Source organism: Streptomyces sp. Y309 (assembly GCF_056712025.1).
In genome coordinates this window covers 779,249-795,641 of the sequence record NZ_CM160048.1, presented here as the reverse complement: position 1 = coordinate 795,641, position 16,393 = coordinate 779,249, and the positions used below count along the sequence as shown (strand labels likewise).

The 16,393-nt window shown below is 71.8% G+C and carries 16 protein-coding genes; 12 read left to right on the top strand and 4 right to left on the bottom strand.

Annotated features, from left to right (window positions below; genetic code table 11):
* The first annotated feature begins 11 nt into the window (after positions 1-11).
* The gene (locus AC0KTA_RS02740) at positions 12-929 is read left to right on the top strand and encodes a cobalamin-binding protein (RefSeq protein WP_481053455.1); all 918 of its coding nucleotides are present in this window, start codon (positions 12-14) and stop codon (positions 927-929) included.
* Positions 930-990: 61 nt separating this feature from the next.
* Here AC0KTA_RS02740 and AC0KTA_RS02735 read toward each other — a convergent pair whose 3' ends face one another.
* Entirely contained in the window at positions 991-2,220 is a 1,230-nt protein-coding gene (locus tag AC0KTA_RS02735; RefSeq protein ID WP_481053454.1) for a cytochrome P450 family protein, read from the bottom strand.
* Positions 2,221-2,550: 330 nt separating this feature from the next.
* Here AC0KTA_RS02735 and AC0KTA_RS02730 point away from each other — a divergent pair, with 330 nt between their 5' ends.
* The 4 genes from AC0KTA_RS02730 to AC0KTA_RS02715 all read left to right on the top strand — a co-directional run bounded on the left by AC0KTA_RS02730 (position 2,551) and on the right by AC0KTA_RS02715 (position 5,761).
* A complete protein-coding gene (locus AC0KTA_RS02730) occupies positions 2,551-4,071 on the top strand; it encodes an FG-GAP-like repeat-containing protein (protein WP_481053453.1) in 1,521 nt (506 codons plus the stop codon).
* A gap of 180 nt (positions 4,072-4,251) precedes the next feature.
* Positions 4,252-4,887: a Crp/Fnr family transcriptional regulator gene (locus AC0KTA_RS02725; protein WP_481056289.1), complete on the top strand. Its 636-nt coding sequence runs from the start codon at positions 4,252-4,254 to the stop codon at positions 4,885-4,887.
* 68 nt (positions 4,888-4,955) lie between these two features.
* On the top strand, positions 4,956-5,234 hold the full coding sequence (locus tag AC0KTA_RS02720) for a hypothetical protein (protein WP_481053452.1): 279 nt from the start codon (positions 4,956-4,958) through the stop codon (positions 5,232-5,234).
* Positions 5,159-5,761 (top strand): hypothetical protein, encoded by a 603-nt coding sequence (locus AC0KTA_RS02715; RefSeq protein WP_481053451.1) that lies wholly within the window; start codon positions 5,159-5,161, stop codon positions 5,759-5,761. Before AC0KTA_RS02720 ends, AC0KTA_RS02715 begins: the two co-directional genes overlap by 76 nt.
* A gap of 161 nt (positions 5,762-5,922) precedes the next feature.
* Here the strand turns inward: AC0KTA_RS02715 and AC0KTA_RS02710 are convergent, their stop codons facing one another.
* A complete protein-coding gene (locus AC0KTA_RS02710; protein ID WP_481053450.1) occupies positions 5,923-6,945 on the bottom strand; it encodes a hypothetical protein in 1,023 nt (340 codons plus the stop codon).
* A 34-nt stretch (positions 6,946-6,979) separates the two neighbouring features.
* Between AC0KTA_RS02710 and AC0KTA_RS02705 the strand changes: the two genes are divergently transcribed.
* Genes AC0KTA_RS02705 through AC0KTA_RS02695 form a run of 3 tightly spaced genes read left to right on the top strand, consistent with a single transcriptional unit; the run spans position 6,980 to position 9,653 of the window.
* The gene (locus AC0KTA_RS02705; protein WP_481053449.1) at positions 6,980-8,074 is read left to right on the top strand and encodes a hypothetical protein; all 1,095 of its coding nucleotides are present in this window, start codon (positions 6,980-6,982) and stop codon (positions 8,072-8,074) included.
* Positions 8,071-9,051, top strand: a complete 981-nt coding sequence (locus AC0KTA_RS02700; RefSeq protein WP_481053448.1) for a hypothetical protein — start codon at positions 8,071-8,073, stop codon at positions 9,049-9,051. The genes AC0KTA_RS02705 and AC0KTA_RS02700 overlap by 4 nt, the downstream gene beginning before the upstream one ends.
* Positions 9,048-9,653, top strand: coding sequence for a Pycsar system effector family protein (locus AC0KTA_RS02695; protein WP_481053447.1), 606 nt, complete (start codon positions 9,048-9,050; stop codon positions 9,651-9,653). The genes AC0KTA_RS02700 and AC0KTA_RS02695 overlap by 4 nt, the downstream gene beginning before the upstream one ends.
* Before the next feature lie 167 nt (positions 9,654-9,820).
* Here the strand turns inward: AC0KTA_RS02695 and AC0KTA_RS02690 are convergent, their stop codons facing one another.
* Together AC0KTA_RS02690 and AC0KTA_RS02685 are read right to left on the bottom strand one after the other, a co-directional pair.
* Positions 9,821-10,057: a hypothetical protein gene (locus tag AC0KTA_RS02690; RefSeq protein ID WP_481053446.1), complete on the bottom strand. Its 237-nt coding sequence runs from the start codon at positions 10,055-10,057 to the stop codon at positions 9,821-9,823.
* 46 nt (positions 10,058-10,103) lie between these two features.
* Positions 10,104-10,925 (bottom strand): TetR/AcrR family transcriptional regulator, encoded by an 822-nt coding sequence (locus tag AC0KTA_RS02685; RefSeq protein ID WP_481053445.1) that lies wholly within the window; start codon positions 10,923-10,925, stop codon positions 10,104-10,106.
* Positions 10,926-11,074: 149 nt separating this feature from the next.
* Here AC0KTA_RS02685 and AC0KTA_RS02680 point away from each other — a divergent pair, with 149 nt between their 5' ends.
* From AC0KTA_RS02680 to AC0KTA_RS02665, 4 genes are all read left to right on the top strand, one after another.
* Positions 11,075-13,300 (top strand): MMPL family transporter, encoded by a 2,226-nt coding sequence (locus AC0KTA_RS02680; RefSeq protein WP_481053444.1) that lies wholly within the window; start codon positions 11,075-11,077, stop codon positions 13,298-13,300.
* A 99-nt stretch (positions 13,301-13,399) separates the two neighbouring features.
* Positions 13,400-13,975, top strand: coding sequence for a cysteine hydrolase family protein (locus tag AC0KTA_RS02675; RefSeq protein ID WP_481053443.1), 576 nt, complete (start codon positions 13,400-13,402; stop codon positions 13,973-13,975).
* Between the two features lie 75 nt (positions 13,976-14,050).
* Positions 14,051-14,602: a PadR family transcriptional regulator gene (locus AC0KTA_RS02670; protein ID WP_481053442.1), complete on the top strand. Its 552-nt coding sequence runs from the start codon at positions 14,051-14,053 to the stop codon at positions 14,600-14,602.
* Positions 14,603-14,658: 56 nt separating this feature from the next.
* Complete coding sequence (locus tag AC0KTA_RS02665) at positions 14,659-16,380, top strand: acyl-CoA dehydrogenase family protein (protein ID WP_481053441.1); 1,722 nt, start codon at positions 14,659-14,661, stop codon at positions 16,378-16,380.
* Positions 16,381-16,393 lie beyond the last annotated feature (13 nt).

Sequence of the window (16,393 nt, the reverse complement as noted above, 5' to 3'; positions counted from 1 at the left end):
ACGGTCGAGGCATGCGCATCGTCTCCCTGCTCCCCGCGGCCACCGACATCGTGGCCGAACTCGGCCTGACGGCGGACCTGGTGGGCCGCACCCACGAGTGCGACTGGCCGCGGGCCGAGGTGGCCGCCGTACCCGTGGTCACCTCGGCCGGCTTCACCTCGGACGCGCTCAGCAGCCGGGAGATCTCCGCGGCCGTCGGCGGCGGCACGCACAAGGGGTCCTCGCTCTACACCCTCGACATCCCGGCGCTGTCCCGCCTCGCCCCCGACGTGCTGCTCACCCAGGACCTGTGCGAGGTGTGCGCGGTGTCGTACGACAGCGTGACGCAGGCCGTGCGTGTGCTGGACGGCGACGGGCCGCGGGTGCTCAGCCTGGAGCCGCGACGCCTGGACGACGTACTGGACTGCCTGGTGCGCGTGGGCGACCTGTTGGGCGTCGGCCCGCTCGCGCGGGAACGGCGGGAGACGCTGCGGCAGCGGCTCGCCGCCGTACGACGTCTGACGGAAGCGCGGCCGCGGCCGCGCACCGTCGCCATCGAATGGCTCGACCCGCTGTGGCCCGCGGGCCACTGGGTCCCCGAGCAGATCACCTGCGCCGGCGGCGAACCGCTCCTCGCGGCCCCGGGCGAGCACACCGAGCCGATGGACTGGCAGGCCGTGAGGGACGCCCGCCCCGACGTCGTCCTGCTGCTCCCGTGCGGTTTCACCCCCGACCGCACGCTGCGCGAGCGGGACCTCCTGGAGGCGCTGCCCGAGTGGGCGGACCTGCCCGCCGTCCGCGCGGGGCGCGTCTGGGTCCTGGACGGCCCGGCGTACTTCAACCGGCCGGGGCCGCGGGTCGTCCGGGGCGCGGAGGTGTTGGCGCATGTCCTGCAGGGGGTGACGGCGGGGGAGCCGGTGCGGGTGGGGGAGGCCCGGCCACTGCTGTGACGCTGCCGCCGTACCGGCGGCGGGCCCGGTGCCTTCCTGCGCCCGGTGCCGTCCCGTGTTCTCAGGACGGCACCGGGCGCAGGCGCACCGGCAGTTCGACGTGGCCGTTGGAGATGAAGGACGCCAGTGGCCGGAGCTCGTCGGCGGGGACGGCGAGTTCGAGTGCGGGGAAGCGGGTGAAGAGGGCGCGGACGGCCGTGGCGACTTCGAGGCGGGCCAGGGCGGAGCCCAGGCAGAAATGCGCGCCGTGGCCGAAGGCCAGGTGGTCCTTGAGCGTGCGGGTGACGTCGAAGGTGTCCGCGGTCGGGCCGTGCCAGTCGGGGTGGCGGTTGGCGGCGGCGTAGGAGGCGAGGATCGCTTCCCCGGCCGCGATGGTGATGCCGCCAGGCAGCGTGAGGTCGGTGAGGGCATAGCGCAGGGGGAGATGCGCGACCGCCGGTTCGTGCCGAAGCGTTTCTTCAACGAGGTCGGTCCAGTCGGCGCGACCCGCGCGGAGGTGGTCGAGCTGGCCGGGCTGGGTGAGCAGGGCGGTGACGGCCTGGTCGATGACGTTGACCGTGGTCTCGTAGCCCGCGCCGAGCATCAGCAGCAGGGTGTCGCGGAGTTCGGTGGCGGACAGGCGGCTGCCGTCGCCCTCCTCGTCGCGGGCGGCGATCAGCAGCGAGGTCATGTCGTCGCCGGGCTCCGCCCGCTTCTCCGCGATGAGCTCGGCCAGCGCCTCATGGAGCCTGGCCGTGTTCGCGTTGGCCTCCTCGCCGGTGAGGGTGGTGTCGAAGACGCCGTCGACCAGGGCGCGGAAGCCGGCCCGCCGGGGTGCGGGGACGCCCATGAGGTGGCCGATGACCGCGATCGGCAGCGGGTAGGCCAGGCGTTCGCGCAGATCGACTACCGCGCCGTCGGGCACGGTCGCCAGATCGTCCATGAAGCCGGTGACGATGTCTTCGACGACCGGCGTCATGGCGTTCACCCGGCGGGCGCTGAAGGCCGGGGCGACCATGCGCCGCAGCCGCCGGTGCTCGGCGCCGTACGCGGTGAACATGTTCTCCACCGCGACCCACAGCGCGAGCGGCCAGACCGGCACGACCTTGTCGTACTCGGGCCAGTGCGCTCTGGCGTCCTTGGACACGTCGGGACTGCCGAGCAACTGCTTGAGCACGACGGGATCGGTGACGGCCCACGCGGTCACACCGAGTATGTCCACCAGCACCGCCGATCCGTGGGCGCGCAACTGCCGGTCCTCGGCATGGCGCCGGACACCGCTGGGGTCGAGCACGATCGGCCGAGATGTCATGCCTGGTCTCCTTGAGTCGAGGGAAGTCGATGCAGGTCGACGGAGTTCGAGGGAAACGGGGCGGGGCACGGCAGGACAGGACGAACACGCCTGGCGGAACAGCGTAGGGGAGAGGAGGAATCGGGAGAGGAACGGCGGTGGCGCAATCTGGGTTCGCCGTACAACCTTTGGGCATCGCTGGGGGTCAAGTGACGTGAAACGGTGGTGAATTCCTGTGGGACGTCCTGTGGGACCTCCCTTGGGACGTCCTGCGGGGCGTCCTGTGGGGCGTTCGCCCGCTGGGACATTCACCCGCCGCCCCCCTCCGAGCGAAGGAACCACGGAACCCCTATGTCGCGCGCAAGTCGTCGAGTCCGTCTCACCGCACCTCTGATCGCCACGTTCCTGCTGACGGGCGGGTTCACCGCCTGGTCCCTCGGACACGGCCAGGCCGAGGCCGCCACCCCAGCCGCGAAGAAGGCCGCCGCGAAGGCGACCGACGACTTCAACGGCGACGGCTACGCCGACCTGGTCACCGGCGCCCCCGGCGGCACGATCTCCGGCAAGAAGAAGGCCGGGTACGTGGCGGTGACGTACGGATCCAAGAACGGCCTCGACCCCGCCAAGAAGAAGCTCATCAGCCGTTCCACGAGCGGCGTGCCCGGCGCGGCCACCACCAAGCAGGAGTTCGGCCGCTGGTTCACCAAGGGCGATCTGGACAAGGACGGCTACACCGACCTCGTCATCGGCTCCGACGGTGTGGTCGAGCCCGGCGGCTCGGTGATCCTGTGGGGCTCCAAGGACGGCCTCACCGGCGGCACCAAGATCTCCACCTTCGGCTTCGCGCCGCAGGCCGGGGACTTCGACGGCGACGGCACCACCGACCTCGCCCTGTTCGCCAAGGTGCGCTCCCACGGCGACGACCCCGTCGACCAGCAGGCACGCCTGTGGAAGGGCCCCATCTCCCGCACCGGCAAGCCGGCCGCCACCCTCGACTTCATGGAGAAGTCACAGTGGTGGAGCTATAGCAGCGACGACCGCCCCGACCTCGACTGCTCGCCGTTGCCGGGCCGCGCCGACAGTTGCATCGACGGCCCGCGCTCCGTGAAGGGCCCGGTCGTGCCGCAGGCCGTCGGCGACATCAACGGCGACGGCCGCGCCGACATCGCCATGAACGACTACTACGGCGACGGCGAGTGGGGCAACAGGGTCCTGTACGGCTCGCCCACCGGCTTCAAGCGCGGCGACGCCCCGGGCGCCGACGGCTCCCTGGCCGTCGGCGACGTCAACGGCGACCACTACGACGACCTCGTCGTCGGCGACAGCGACTACGAGTCCAAGGTCATGGTCTCCTACGGCTCGAAGGACGGCCTGAAGCTGGGCGAGGGCGACGTCCAGAAGTTCAACCAGGACCTGCCCGGCGTGCCCGGCGCCGAGGAGGACGGCGACAGCTTCGGCGCCTCCGTGGCCGTGGGCGACGTGGACCGAGACGGTTTCGCTGACGTCGCGGTCGGCGCCCCCGGCGAGGACGTCAAGAACGTCACCGACGCGGGCTCCGTCACCCTCGTCCGCGGCAGCGCCTCCGGCGTGACCGGCACCGGCGCGCAGGTCTTCCACCAGAACACGGCGGGCGTGCCCGGAGTCGCCGAGAAGGGCGACGCGTTCGGGGCCGCCGCGGCGCTGCTCGACGTCACCGGCGACGGTCGCCGCGACCTCGGCGTCTCCTCGGTCCACGAGAACGCCGACGCGGGTGCGCTGTGGTCCCTGCGCGGCAGCTCCCGTGGCCTGACCGCCACGGGCTCCGTGGCCTTCGGCCCGAAGGATCTCGCGGCGCCGTACGCTTCGGCGCTGTTCGGCAGCACTCTGCGCTAGGCGCTTCGCTGGATGTGCGTGGTTAATTCTGCGGGCCCGGTGGGGGCTGGGCGCGCAGTTCCCCGCGCCCCTTCAGGGCGCGCTTCGTACCGCAGCGGACTTCGTCGCGCCGCCCGGGGCGAGGACTGGACGCGCCCCCCCAGGGGCGAGGGCGGATCGGCGACTGCGGCCCTCCTTGCGCTGGGCGTCCCGCGTGACTACGACGGCGGCGACGTGCTCCTGCCCGAACGCGCCACCACCTCGTACGTCGTCGCGATCCTCCGCGGCTGGGCGGTGGTCTCCGTGGACACCGAGCGCGGCCAGCGCCTCATCCTCGCCCTGCGCGGCGCCGGAGAGCTGGTCGGCGAACTCGCGGCCGTGGACCGGCGGCCGCGCAGCGCCACGGTGACCGCGCTCGGGCCCGTGCACACCGTGGTGATCCCCGGTGACCGGTTCCGCGGGTTCCTCGGCTCCAGTCCCGCGGCCGGCGCGATGGTGCTCAGGCAGCTCAGCTCCCGACTGCGCAGCTCCGACGGCGAACGCCGCTCGCTGGCGTCGGAGAACGTACTGCAGCGCCTTGCGGCACGACTCGTGGAACTGGCCGACCGCACCGGCCGCCCGCACCCCGACGGCAGCGTCACCATCGAGCGGCCGCTGCCCCAGCACGACCTCGCCGCCTCCGTCGGATCGACCCGCGAGGCCGTCGCCAAGGCCCTGCGACTGCTGCGCGAGCAGGGCATCGTGCGCACCGCCACCAAACGCCTCGTCGTCACCGACGCGGAGCCGCTGCGCCTCCTCGCGGGAGACGGGCCCGCGCCCGCGCGGCCGGTTGTGTAAACGGCTACATACGCTGAGGCCGCGCGCGGCCATCCTGGGTGTGCCGCAACGTCGTTCAGGGGGTTGGAGTGAGCAGTCACGAGGCCGTCCACCGGCTGGTGGTGAGCGCGGACGTCAAGGGGTCGGGGCGCCTCGGGCACCAGGCCAAGCTCCGGTCGCGCCGCGGAATGTACGAGGTCTTCGAGTCGGCCTTCGACGCGGTGGCGGCGGGCGGCGACCAGGTGCACCTGGAGGACCGGGGCGACGGCGCCTTGCCGCGCTGGCTCCGGAAGTGCCGCCGTCGGCCCTGGTGGGGCTGTGGCTCGAAGAGGTCTACCAGGGAGTGCGCGCGTACAACGCGGGACTGAGCGAGCGGCTGCGGTTGCGGATCGCCATGCACGGCGGCCCCGTCAGCCACGACGGCAGGGGCCTGGTGGGCCGGGCGGTCGACCTGGCCTGCCGGCTGTGCGACAGCGAACCGGCGAAGGCGATCCTCGCGGCGGACGACGGCATCGACGTGGTCTTCGTGGTCTCCGACGTCCTCTACCGCTCGGTGGTCGTCGAGGGCGGCAGATTCGTGGAGCCGGAGCACTATAGGGCAATGCCGGTACGGGCCAAGGAGACCGACGAGGTCGCGTCGTTCCACGTGCCCCGCCGCACCCAGCCGCCGCCCCCGGCACCGCCCGGACCTCCGGCACGCCCTACGGGGGTGGGCGAGCCGGAGCACCCGGACGGAGAGGCCCGCGGGGAAGCCCGCGGTCAGTGGACGACGAAGTACTCCGTCAACGTCAACGGCATCAACCAGATTGTGGACGGCGCGGAAGTGCACGGCGACATCGTCGGCGTCCGCGGCACGCCCGACGACGACAGCGCGGAAGGAGCGGGGCCGCGGTGAGCGACGACAGCGGGGGCAAGGCCCCGGGCGGCGGGGCCAAGGGCCCGCAGGGCGGCGGCGGAGGAGGCGGCAAGGCGGGGAGCGGCGGCGGACCGGGCCGCGGGGGCGGCGCGGGCACCGGCCCGGGCGCGGCGTCCGACGACGGCCACAGGCACGACACCTCACACACCGGCCCGCTCGACGGCCAGTCGGCGGCCGGCGGACACGACGCGGCGCAACAGGCGCGCGCCAACTTCATCGACGTACACGGGCGCAACGCGATCCTCGACGGCACCCGGGGCGATGTGAACCTGGGCGACCACCACCACTACCACGGAGCCCGCGCGGGCGTGCCCCGCCTGGTGTCCGGCAGCGTGCCCCGCGACGAACTCAAGCGGCTGCGGCTGGTCTTCGAGGAGCCGCCCGGCTACGCGGAACTGCGCGACCTCCTGAAGCGGCAGCGGCTGATCGCGCTGTGCGGCGCCCCGGGCACCGGGCGCGGCTACGCGGCGCTTTCCCTGCTCGACGAGGTCACGCACGGACAGGTCGAGCGCATGGACCCGCGTACCGAACTGGACCGGATCGACGAGTCGGACCTGGAGGAGGGCCACGGCTACCTGGTGAAGATCACCGGCGAGGAGATGCTCACCAGGGGGCCGCGCCCGAGGCACGGCGCGCGGGACCGGGAGGACCGGGAGGACCGGGAGGACCGCGAGGAGTGGGACCGGAGGTGGGCCGCCGAGCGCCCCGCCGAGCTGCACCTGGACCGGCTCGGCACGCTCCTCGACCGACGCGGCGCGTACGCGATCCTCGTGGTCGGCGTCGGCGGCTTCGCCGACGAACTCCTGCGCGGCCGCTATGGGCAGCTCTTCAGCATGCCCTCGGCCGACGGCACCTTGCGCAAGCACCTCGTGGCGCTCCTGGGCCACACCGAACGCGACCGGCTGGATCAGGCGCTGGCGCTGGCGCGACGGCCGGACGTGACCCGGGCGATGGGGCTCGACCCGCTGCGGCCCCACGAAGTGGAGTCGTTGGCCCGCCTCCTCGTCGGACACCTCGAGGAGGAGAACTCCGAGGACGAACTCCTCGCCGAACTGCGCACCTTCGCCCACGCGCAGGCCGGCAGATGGTTCGCCACCACCGGCCGGGCCGCGCCGCGCAACCGGGACGCGCGCGGCCGCGCTGCGGCAGGCGGCCTTCCGCACGGCGGTCGCCGTCTACAACGGCTCGCCCTACAGCGTGGCCGTCGAGGCCGCGGAGCAACTGGCCTGGGAATTCGCGCAGTCCACGGACCCCGGACGGGAGCCGGGGCGGCTGCTGTTCAGCGACCACCGCCCAGCCCGGCTCGCGGCCGCGCGGGCCGAACTGTTCACCGGCGACGTCACGTTCGACAGCCGGCGCCTCGAGACCCGCAAGGTGCGCTTACAGGGCAGCGCGCTCGCCCGGGCCGTCCTCACCCGCGTCTGGGAGGACCACCACAACGCGCGGGGCCCGCTGTGCCAGCAGCGCCTGGCCGCCGCGACCGTGCTCGCCCAGGCGGCGGCGCTCAGCGAGCCGGTGCGCCCGATCGTGCGGGACACGGTCCGGGACTGGGCACGCCACGGCGACGACGCGCAGATCGGCACGGCGGCCTTCGTGCACGGCTTCGGCACCGTGGAGCGGTCCGTGTCCGCCTCCCTCGACGAACTGGGCCGCATGGCAGGCCGGAAGGAGCGGAAAGGGCGGGAGGAGTGGCGGGAGGAGGACTGGGACCTGTTGGTGTACGCCTCCTTCAGCGCGGCACGGCTGATCGCCGGGGCCGAGCCGGAGACCGCGCTGCGGCGGGTGGGCGCCTGGATGGGCGACCGGCGCACCCGGCCCCGCGACCTGGCGCTGCTCACCGTGAACCGGCTGATCCGGCAGCGCCCCACGCACCTGTGGAGCCTGGAGGAGACGCCCGCCCTCAAGGACCATATGAACTGGCCCGTCGCCGCCGCCCTCCTCGCGGGCACTCCCCGGTACACCGGGATGCTGGCGGACCTCGTGTGGTGCGGCCTGGACACCGGCAGGTGGCGGGAGGACGTGCAGGACTCGCTCGGCGACTGGATCCGCAGGGGAGAGCACGACCCGGAACTCCTGGACGTCCTGTGCGACTTCCTTCCCCACCTCGTGAGCGGTGCGGGCGACGCCGACCGGCTGCGGAACCTGGTGCGCCGCCTGGAACGCGACCCCGACGAATCCCTGGCGCCCGCCTCCGCACAGAGGCTGCACGACGCGATCGCCGGACATCGGACCGTAGTCGTCCGGCCGGAGACACCGGCCCACCGGACCCAGCAGACGGACGGAGCGAGATGAACACCCAAAACCCGCCGCGCGCCCTCCCGCCCGCCCCCGCGGCACAGCCCACCACGTCGCCCCGTACCGGGAATCCGCCCGCGCGGGCGGCCTGGACGCCCGCCGCGAGCACAGCGAAGACTCCGGGCGAACGTCCGGTGGCCGCGCAGGAACTGGCCGGTCCCTTCCTGCGCGAATACCGCCCGGACTGGCCGTACCGGCACCGCAGCGCCCAGGTCGCGGCGGTGCTCCACTACCGCAGCCGACCGCCCAAAGCAGTGGGCCCCGAGGGCGAGGAGGGGTTCCTGCTGCGCTGGCTCGCCCGCCCCTACACCGCGTTCGAGCTCCAACTCGGCTGGCACACCGTGTCGTTCAGGATGGAACTCCCCGCCGCGGAGAACGGCAGGTCCTTCCCCACCGACGTACGCGTGCGCTGGCAGGTGGGCGACCCCTGCCTGGTCGCGCGGAGCCAGGTCACCGATGTCGCCGCGCTGCTCGTCCCGGAACTGGAGCAGCGGCTGCGCGACGTGTCACGCGGCTACTCCATCAACCGCGCGGAGGAGGTCCGCGACGCGGTGCACGCGGCACTGAAGGACCAGCGCCTCGGCAGCCAGTTCGGCCTGGAACTCGACGTCTTCGTGACGATCTCCTGGGACAAGCTGATCCAGGACCATGGCACGAGCCTGGGCCGGGTGCTGCACCAGACGGACCTGGAGCGCCTCAACCACGAGCTGCGCCAGCTCAGGGACGACAACAAGCGAGAACTCATCAGCCACTGGGCCGACGACTTCCAACGGGCCTTGAGGAGCGGCAACCACGCCCTGATGGCGCAGATGATGGCGCGCAACCCCAAGGATCTGGCCGAGATCCGGGAGATGTTCCGCAAGGAGCAGCGGGAAGAGCGCCAGGACGGCATGGAGTTGATGTCCCGGCTGATCGAGGGCGGGCTCCTGGACACCACCGACGCCACCGGCCCCTCCGAGGCGGGCGACGGATGACGGTCACGGGAGATCCACCGCACCGCAGGACCGCCGTGCCCGGCACCGCGGTGTCGCCCCTGTCCGAGCCGGGCTGCCGGTTCGTGTCGGAGCGGCTGCTCACGGCGGTACGGGAGGAGATCACGCGGGCCGACACCAAGGCGTCGATCCTGCTGTCGGGCAGCGTGGCCCTGCCCGCGCTGGCCGCCTCGGCCGCCCACGAACGCCTCGGCTCCGGCCCGGTGGGCGTGACCGGTGCCGTGCTGTGGCTGGCGGGGATCGTGATGCTGGCCATGGTGGTGCTGCCGCGTACGAGACCGCGTACGAGACCGCGTACGAGGTCGGACGGCGGGAACATCGGGAACATCCGGGACGGCGGGGCCGGCGGGCGCCGGGCGGCCGCCGCCGAGCCCGGCCCGTCGGTGGCCGCGCTTCACCGCGGGGCCGGGACGGACGACGTGGCGGCAGCGGTGCTGGCCGCGGGGCGGGATCCCGGACGCTGGCTCCTGGAACAGTCCTGCGCCCTTGGCACCATCCTGACGATCAAGTACCGCTGGATGCGGTGGGCGGTGGGGTGCCTGGTGGCGGGTGGGGCGGCTGTGGCGGGAACGGCGCTCGGGTGAGGGGCTCGGGTGAAGGCGCTCGAGTGAGGCCCGGGCGGGGGCTTCGCCGCCGACCCGCACCTGAGACGCGGCGGCTTGCCGGTGTGCTGCCAGGCGTGCCGCATAGTGATGTGGAGCCCAGCGTTCCGCATCCCGGTGTGCTGCCCGGCGTTCCGCGCCGCCGCGACCTACCGCCGCCCTCCCCCTCCCGCGTTCCGCGGATGCTCCCGCGCCGACCGTTCGTTGCCCCGCCGGTAGTTGCCCGTCCACCGGGCCATCACCAACTGGGCGTCGCCGGACGCCACTTCCTGCAGGAACCGCTTGGCCCGGCCCTCGCGCAGCTGCGCCGCCTGCCGTCCGTGATGCCACACCACCACGGATCCGTCGCTGCGTTCCTCGTACGCGAATCCATGCGCACCTGACACCGTCCACCCCCTGTGCCGATCTGTTCGGACGCCCCATCGTGGGGCTTCAGCCGTCCGATGGCGAACCGGTTTCCGGCGGAGCGGCCGGTCCGGCAGCAGGTATCCGGCTGTGGACGTTCCTGAGCAGGTTCAGCATCGACAGGCGGAAGACCTCGGCCTGATGGTCACCGAGGAACGCGGTGTGCCCGAACACCTCCAGGACGACCTGGCCGTGCATGTGCCCCCACGCGCTCAGCAGGAGTGAGGTCGCGGGCGGCGGCAGATCGCCCAGACCGTCCGACGGCAGGGCTTCCAGAAACGCGTGCAACGACGGCGAGAGCGCGGGGGTGTCGGCCGCGGCCAGCTGCTCGGTCGTGAATCCGGTGAACAACTCGCGCTGGAAGATCGCGCTCATCCGGCGCACCGCCTGGGTCGTCGGGCCGTCGACGGGCGCCGCGTAGTACCGCAGGGGCGTGCCATAGAGCAGCTGGAACCGCTCGGGATGGGCGATGGCCCATCGCCGGTAGCCCTCGGCCGCGACCACCAGGCCCGGCGTGGCCGAGTCCTCGGTGGCCGAGTCGTCCGCGGCGGTGTCGTCCGCGGCGGTGCCCTCCGCGTTGGTGTCGACGGCGGTGCGCACGGCGTCGGCCAAGTCGTCGTACGCCTTGGTGACGAGCGCCGTGACCAGGGCGTCCCGGCTCGGGAAGTAGTGGTAGAGCGCCTGCACGGTCATGCCGAGGTCCCGGGCGACCGCTCGCAGGGACAGGGCCGCGGGGCCGTGTTCGGCGATCTGCGACTCGGCGGCGTCCAGGATCTCTCGGGTGGCCGCGGCCCGACGCCGCTGGCGCAAGGAGGGCCGGGCCGGTGCGAGTTCGTCGGTTGCGCTCATGCCGTGACCGTACGACGGCTGCCCTCACGGCGTACCAGGAATCTGCGGACTGTGAAGAAAATCTAACACTGCCAAATCTTCCTCCGTCTCCATAACGTCGTCCTGCGGCGACGAAGAGAGCGACCGCAGGAACGCAAAGGAGAGAGTGCGTGTTTGAACGCATAGCCGAGCTGGCGATACGCCGGTCCCGGCTGGTACTCGTCGTCGCTGCCGTTGCCGTGGTTCTCATGGGCGCCCTGGGCGCCGGTGCGTTCGGGAAGTTGCTGGGGGGCGGTTTCGACGACCCGGCCTCCCAGTCCTCCCGGGCCAGGGACGTCATCGACGAGAAGTTCGGCGGAGAGACGAACCTGGTCCTCCTTGTCCGTGCCGCCGACGGCCGCATCGACGCCCCGGACGCCAAGCGCAGCGGCCAGGCCCTGGTGTCCGAGCTCAAGAAGGAGCAGGACCTGGGCAACGTGGTCTCGTACTGGGACACGAACAGCCCCGACCTCCGCTCCAAGGACGGCCGCGAGGCCGTCGTGCTCGCCCATGTGAAGGGCCAGGACACGGAGCAGCAGGAGAACGCCAAGGTCGTCATCGACGACTACGCCGGGACGTACGAGGACACGCTCACCGTCAAGGCCGGAGGCAGCGCCGGCGTGAGCTACGAGATGGGGCCACAGACCGAGGAAGATCTCGTCCTGGCCGAGACCATCGCCGTGCCGCTGATCCTCCTGCTGCTCCTGGTCGTCTTCGGCACCGTGGTCTCCGCGCTGCTGCCGCTGGCCATCGCGCTCATCGCCATCGTGGGTGTGTTCGCGGAGCTGTATCTCGTCGGCAGTGTCACCGACGTCTCCATCTTCGCGATCAACCTGACCACCGCCCTCGGGCTCGGCCTCGGCGTCGACTATGCCCTGTTGATGATCAGCCGGTTCCGGGAGCAGCTCGCGTCGGGGGCGAGCGTGGAGGACGCCGTACGGAAGACGATGAGCACCGCGGGCCGTACGGTCGCGTTCTCCGCCGCCACGGTGGCGGCCGCGCTCGCGGCGCTCATGGTGTTCCCGCAGTACTTCCTCCGCTCGTTCGGCTATTCCGGCGTCGGTGTCGTCGTCATCGCGGCCCTCGGCACCCTGTTCGTGATGCCGGCCCTGCTCAACGTGCTGGGGCACCGGGTCAACAAGGGGCGGATGCCGTGGGCGAAGCCGGGGCGCCCCGGGTCCGGGGCCTCCGTATGGGGACGCCTTGCCCGCACCGTCATGCGGCGGCCCGCGCTCACCGCGCTGCCCGTGCTCGCGGTTCTGCTGGTGGCGGCGAGCCCGCTCCTCGGCATCACCTTCGGCACGCCGGACGAACGCGTGCTGCCCGAGGACGCCAAGAGCCGCCAGGTCGCGGCGTCACTGCGGGAGAACTTCAACGGCAACGACGCCGCGGCCCTGCACGTCGTCGTCGACGCGCCCGTGGACAAGGCCGCGCTGGAGTCGTACGCGGCCGAACTGTCCGGGCTCGAGGGCGTCGCCCGCGTCGAGACCGGCACGGGGGTCTACGCCGACGGGCAGTCCAAGGCGACAGGCCCCGGCAACGCGGCGCTCGGCCGCCCCAACGCGCAGCAGCTCAACGTCGTAAGCACCCTGACGCCGAAGTCGGACGCGGCCAAGAACCTGGTCGAGGAGGTCAGGAAGGCCGCCCCGCCCTCCGGGACACACCCGCTGGTGGGCGGATCCGACGCCGAACTGGTCGACTCCAACGACTCCATCGGCAGCAGGCTCCCGCTCGCCATCGGCCTGGTCGTCGTCACCACCTTCCTGCTGCTCTTCCTATTCACCGGCAGCGTCGTGCAGCCGCTGCGCGCGCTGGTCCTCAACGTGATCAGCCTCGGCGCGACCGTCGGCGTCATGACCTGGATCTTCCAGGACGGCCATCTCTCCGGCGTGCTCGGCTTCACCGCGCAGCCGATGGAGACGTCGATGACCGTGCTGATGTTCTGCGTCGCCTTCGGCCTCTCGATGGACTACGAGGTGTTCGTCACCAGCCGGATCAAGGAACTCCACGAGCTGGGCGAGGACAACGAGTCCGCCGTGGTCAACGGCCTCGGACACACCGGACGCATCGTCAGCGCGGCGGCCGCCCTGATCGCCGTGAGCTTCTTCGCCTTCGGGACGGCCGAGATCAGCTTCATGCAGCTGTTCGGCCTGGGCAGCGGCCTCGCCATCCTCATCGACGCCATCGCCGTACGCGGCATCCTCGTCCCGGCTGCGATGCGCCTGCTCGGCCGCTCTGCCTGGTACGCGCCCGGCTTCCTGCGGAAGGTGCACGGGCGCTTCGGGCTCAGCGAGGGCGGGCCCGCGCCCGATCCTGCGGTGCCGGAGGCGGGCACGGTCGCGGCACCCCGGCCGTGAGGAAGGATCACGCCTCCCTAAGCTTGTCGTCGCGTTGGACCCCAGCTTGTCTTGGCGTCGGACGCCCCTGGTTCCCCGGTGCGGAAAGGACGGTCGGCCGTGACGAACAGCGCCCTCCTCGTGATGGATGTCCAACGGGACATCGTGGACATGGCCGACGACGGCTCCGGATATCTGCCACGCATCGCCAAGGCGATCGACGGTGCCCGTGCGGCCGGCATCCCCGTGATCTACGTCGTCATCAGCCTGCGCCCGGGTAACCCGGAAGTCAGCACGCACAACAAGGCGGTCACCGCCGCCGTGCGGGCCGGGCTGTTCACCGAGGGCGCCCCCGGCACCGGCATCCACCCGGACATCGCACCGCAGCCGGGCGACATCGTGGTCACCAAGCGGCGGGCGAGTGCCTTCTCGGGCAGCGACCTCGACCTGGTGCTCAGGACGCGCGGCATCGACAGCCTCGTTCTCGCCGGCATCGCCACCAGCGCCGTCGTGCTGTACACGCTGGCCCAGGCCAACGATCTGGACTTCGGGCTCACCGTCCTTGCGGACGGCTGCCTCGATCTCGAGCCCGACGTGCACCGCTTCCTCGTCGAGAGACTGTTCCCGCAGTGGGCGGACGTCCTCACCGTCGAGGACTGGCTCAAGACCCTCGCGGACCCCGGCCGACAGGACTGATCGCTCCGGGTGAGCCGCGTCTCACCTCCACGGCGGCGCTTGTCTATGCAACGAGTTGCATAGCAGGATCTGGGCATGGCGCTCGAGCACGCGATTCTCGTCTCCCTGCTGGAGCAGCCGGGCTCCGGCTATGAGCTGGCCCGGCGCTTCGACCGGTCCATCGGCTACTTCTGGGCCGCCACGCACCAGCAGATCTACCGCGTCCTCAAGCGCATGGAGCACGACGGCTGGATCGACGCGCGCGAGGTGGCACAGCAGGACCGGCCGGACAAGCGGGAGTACTCCGTCGCCGCCCCCGGCCGGACCGCGCTCTCCGCGTGGCTGCACGAGCCGATCGAGCCCGAGAGCGTCCGGCACGAGCTCGCCGTGAAGATCCGCGGCGCGGCCTTCGACGACCCGGCCGCGCTGACCGACGAGGTGAAGCGGCACCGCCAGGCGCACGCCGACCGGCTCGCGCGCTATCTCGCGGGGGAGCGCCGCGACTTCACCGGGCCCGAGACCCCCGAAACCCTCGACACCGGGCAGGAGCTCCAGCACGTCGTGCTGCGCGGCGGCATCGCGTACGAACGGATGACGATCGCCTGGCTCGACGACGTGATCGCCACCCTCGAACGGCTCGGCCGCTGACGTTCCCCTCTCCCGCCCACCCCTCCCCAACTCCCGAGCCGGAAAGGCGAATGGCCATGGCCGACCCGCTGCTGTTCAACCCGCGCACCTACGACCCGGCGCACTTCGACCCCGAGACCCGCAGGCTGCTGCGCGCGACCGTCGACTGGTTCGAGGCCCGCGGCAAGCGCAAGCTCATCGAGGACTACCGCTCCCGCGCCTGGCTCGCGGACTTCCTCGCCTTCTCCGCGAAGGAAGGTCTGTTCGCAACCTTCCTCACCCCGGCCGCCGCGGCTGACGGCGTCGAGGACAAGCGGTGGGACACCGCCCGCATCGCCGCCCTCAACGAGATCTTCGGCTTCTACGGCCTCGACTACTGGTACGCCTGGCAGGTCACCATCCTCGGCCTCGGCCCGGTCTGGCAGAGCGACAACGCCGTCGCCCGCGCCCGCGCGGCCGAACTCCTCGCCCAGGGCGAGGTGTTCGCCTTCGGCCTGTCCGAGAAGACCCACGGCGCCGACATCTACTCCACCGACATGCTCCTGGAGCCCGACGGCAACGGCGGCTTCCGCGCCACGGGCTCCAAGTACTACATCGGCAACGGCAACGCCGCCGGGCTCGTCTCCGTCTTCGGCCGCCGCACCGACGTCGAGGGCCCCGACGGCTACGTCTTCTTCGCCACCGACAGCCGCCACGAGGCGTACCACCTGGTGAAGAACGTGGTCGACTCCTCGAAGTACGTCAGTGAGTTCCGCCTGGGGAACTACCCCGTCGCGGCCGACGACATCCTGCACACCGGCCGTGCCGCCTTCGACGCCGCCCTCAACACCGTCAACGTCGGCAAGTTCAACCTCTGCACCGCCTCGATCGGCATCTGCGAGCACGCGATGTACGAGGCCGTCACCCACGCCCAGAACCGCATCCTCTACGGCCGCCCCGTCACCGCGTTCCCGCACGTGCGCCGCGAGTTGACCGACGCGTACGTACGCCTCGTCGGGATGAAGCTGTTCAGCGACCGCGCCGTCGACTACTTCCGCTCCGCGGGACCCGACGACCGCCGCTACCTCCTCTTCAACCCCATGACGAAGATGAAGGTGACCACGGAGGGCGAGAAGGTCATCGACCTGATGTGGGACGTCATCGCGGCCAAGGGCTTCGAGAAGGACACCTACTTCGCCCAGGCCGCCACCGAGATCCGTGGCCTGCCCAAGCTGGAGGGCACGGTCCACGTCAACCTTGCGCTGATCCTCAAGTTCATGGGCAACCACCTCCTGAACCCGGCCGAGTACGCGCCGGTGCCCACCCGCCTGGACGCGGCCGACGACGCCTTCCTCTTCCGCCAGGGACCGGCCCGGGGCCTCGGCGCCATCCGCTTCCACGACTGGCGCGCCGCCTACGACACGTACGCCGAGGTGCCCAACGTCGCCCGCTTCCGCGAACAGGCCGACGCCCTCTGCCAGTTCGTCACCACAGCCGCCCCCGACGAGCAGCAGAGCCGCGACCTCGACCTGCTCCTCGCCGTCGGCCAGCTGTTCGCCCTGGTCGTGCACGGCCAGCTCATCCTGGAACAGGCCCGCCTGACCGGCCTGGACGAGGACGTACTCGACGAGCTCTTCGCCGTCCTCGTACGCGACTTCTCCGCGCACGCCGTCGACCTGCACGGCAAGGACTCCGCCACCGAGGCACAGCAGAGCTGGGCCCTCGGCGCGGTCCGGCGCCCGGTCGTCGACGACGCCCGCTCGGCGCACGTCTGGGAACGTGTGGAGGCGCTGGCGGGGGCGTACGAGATGGCGCCGTAGCGCCCCGTTCTGC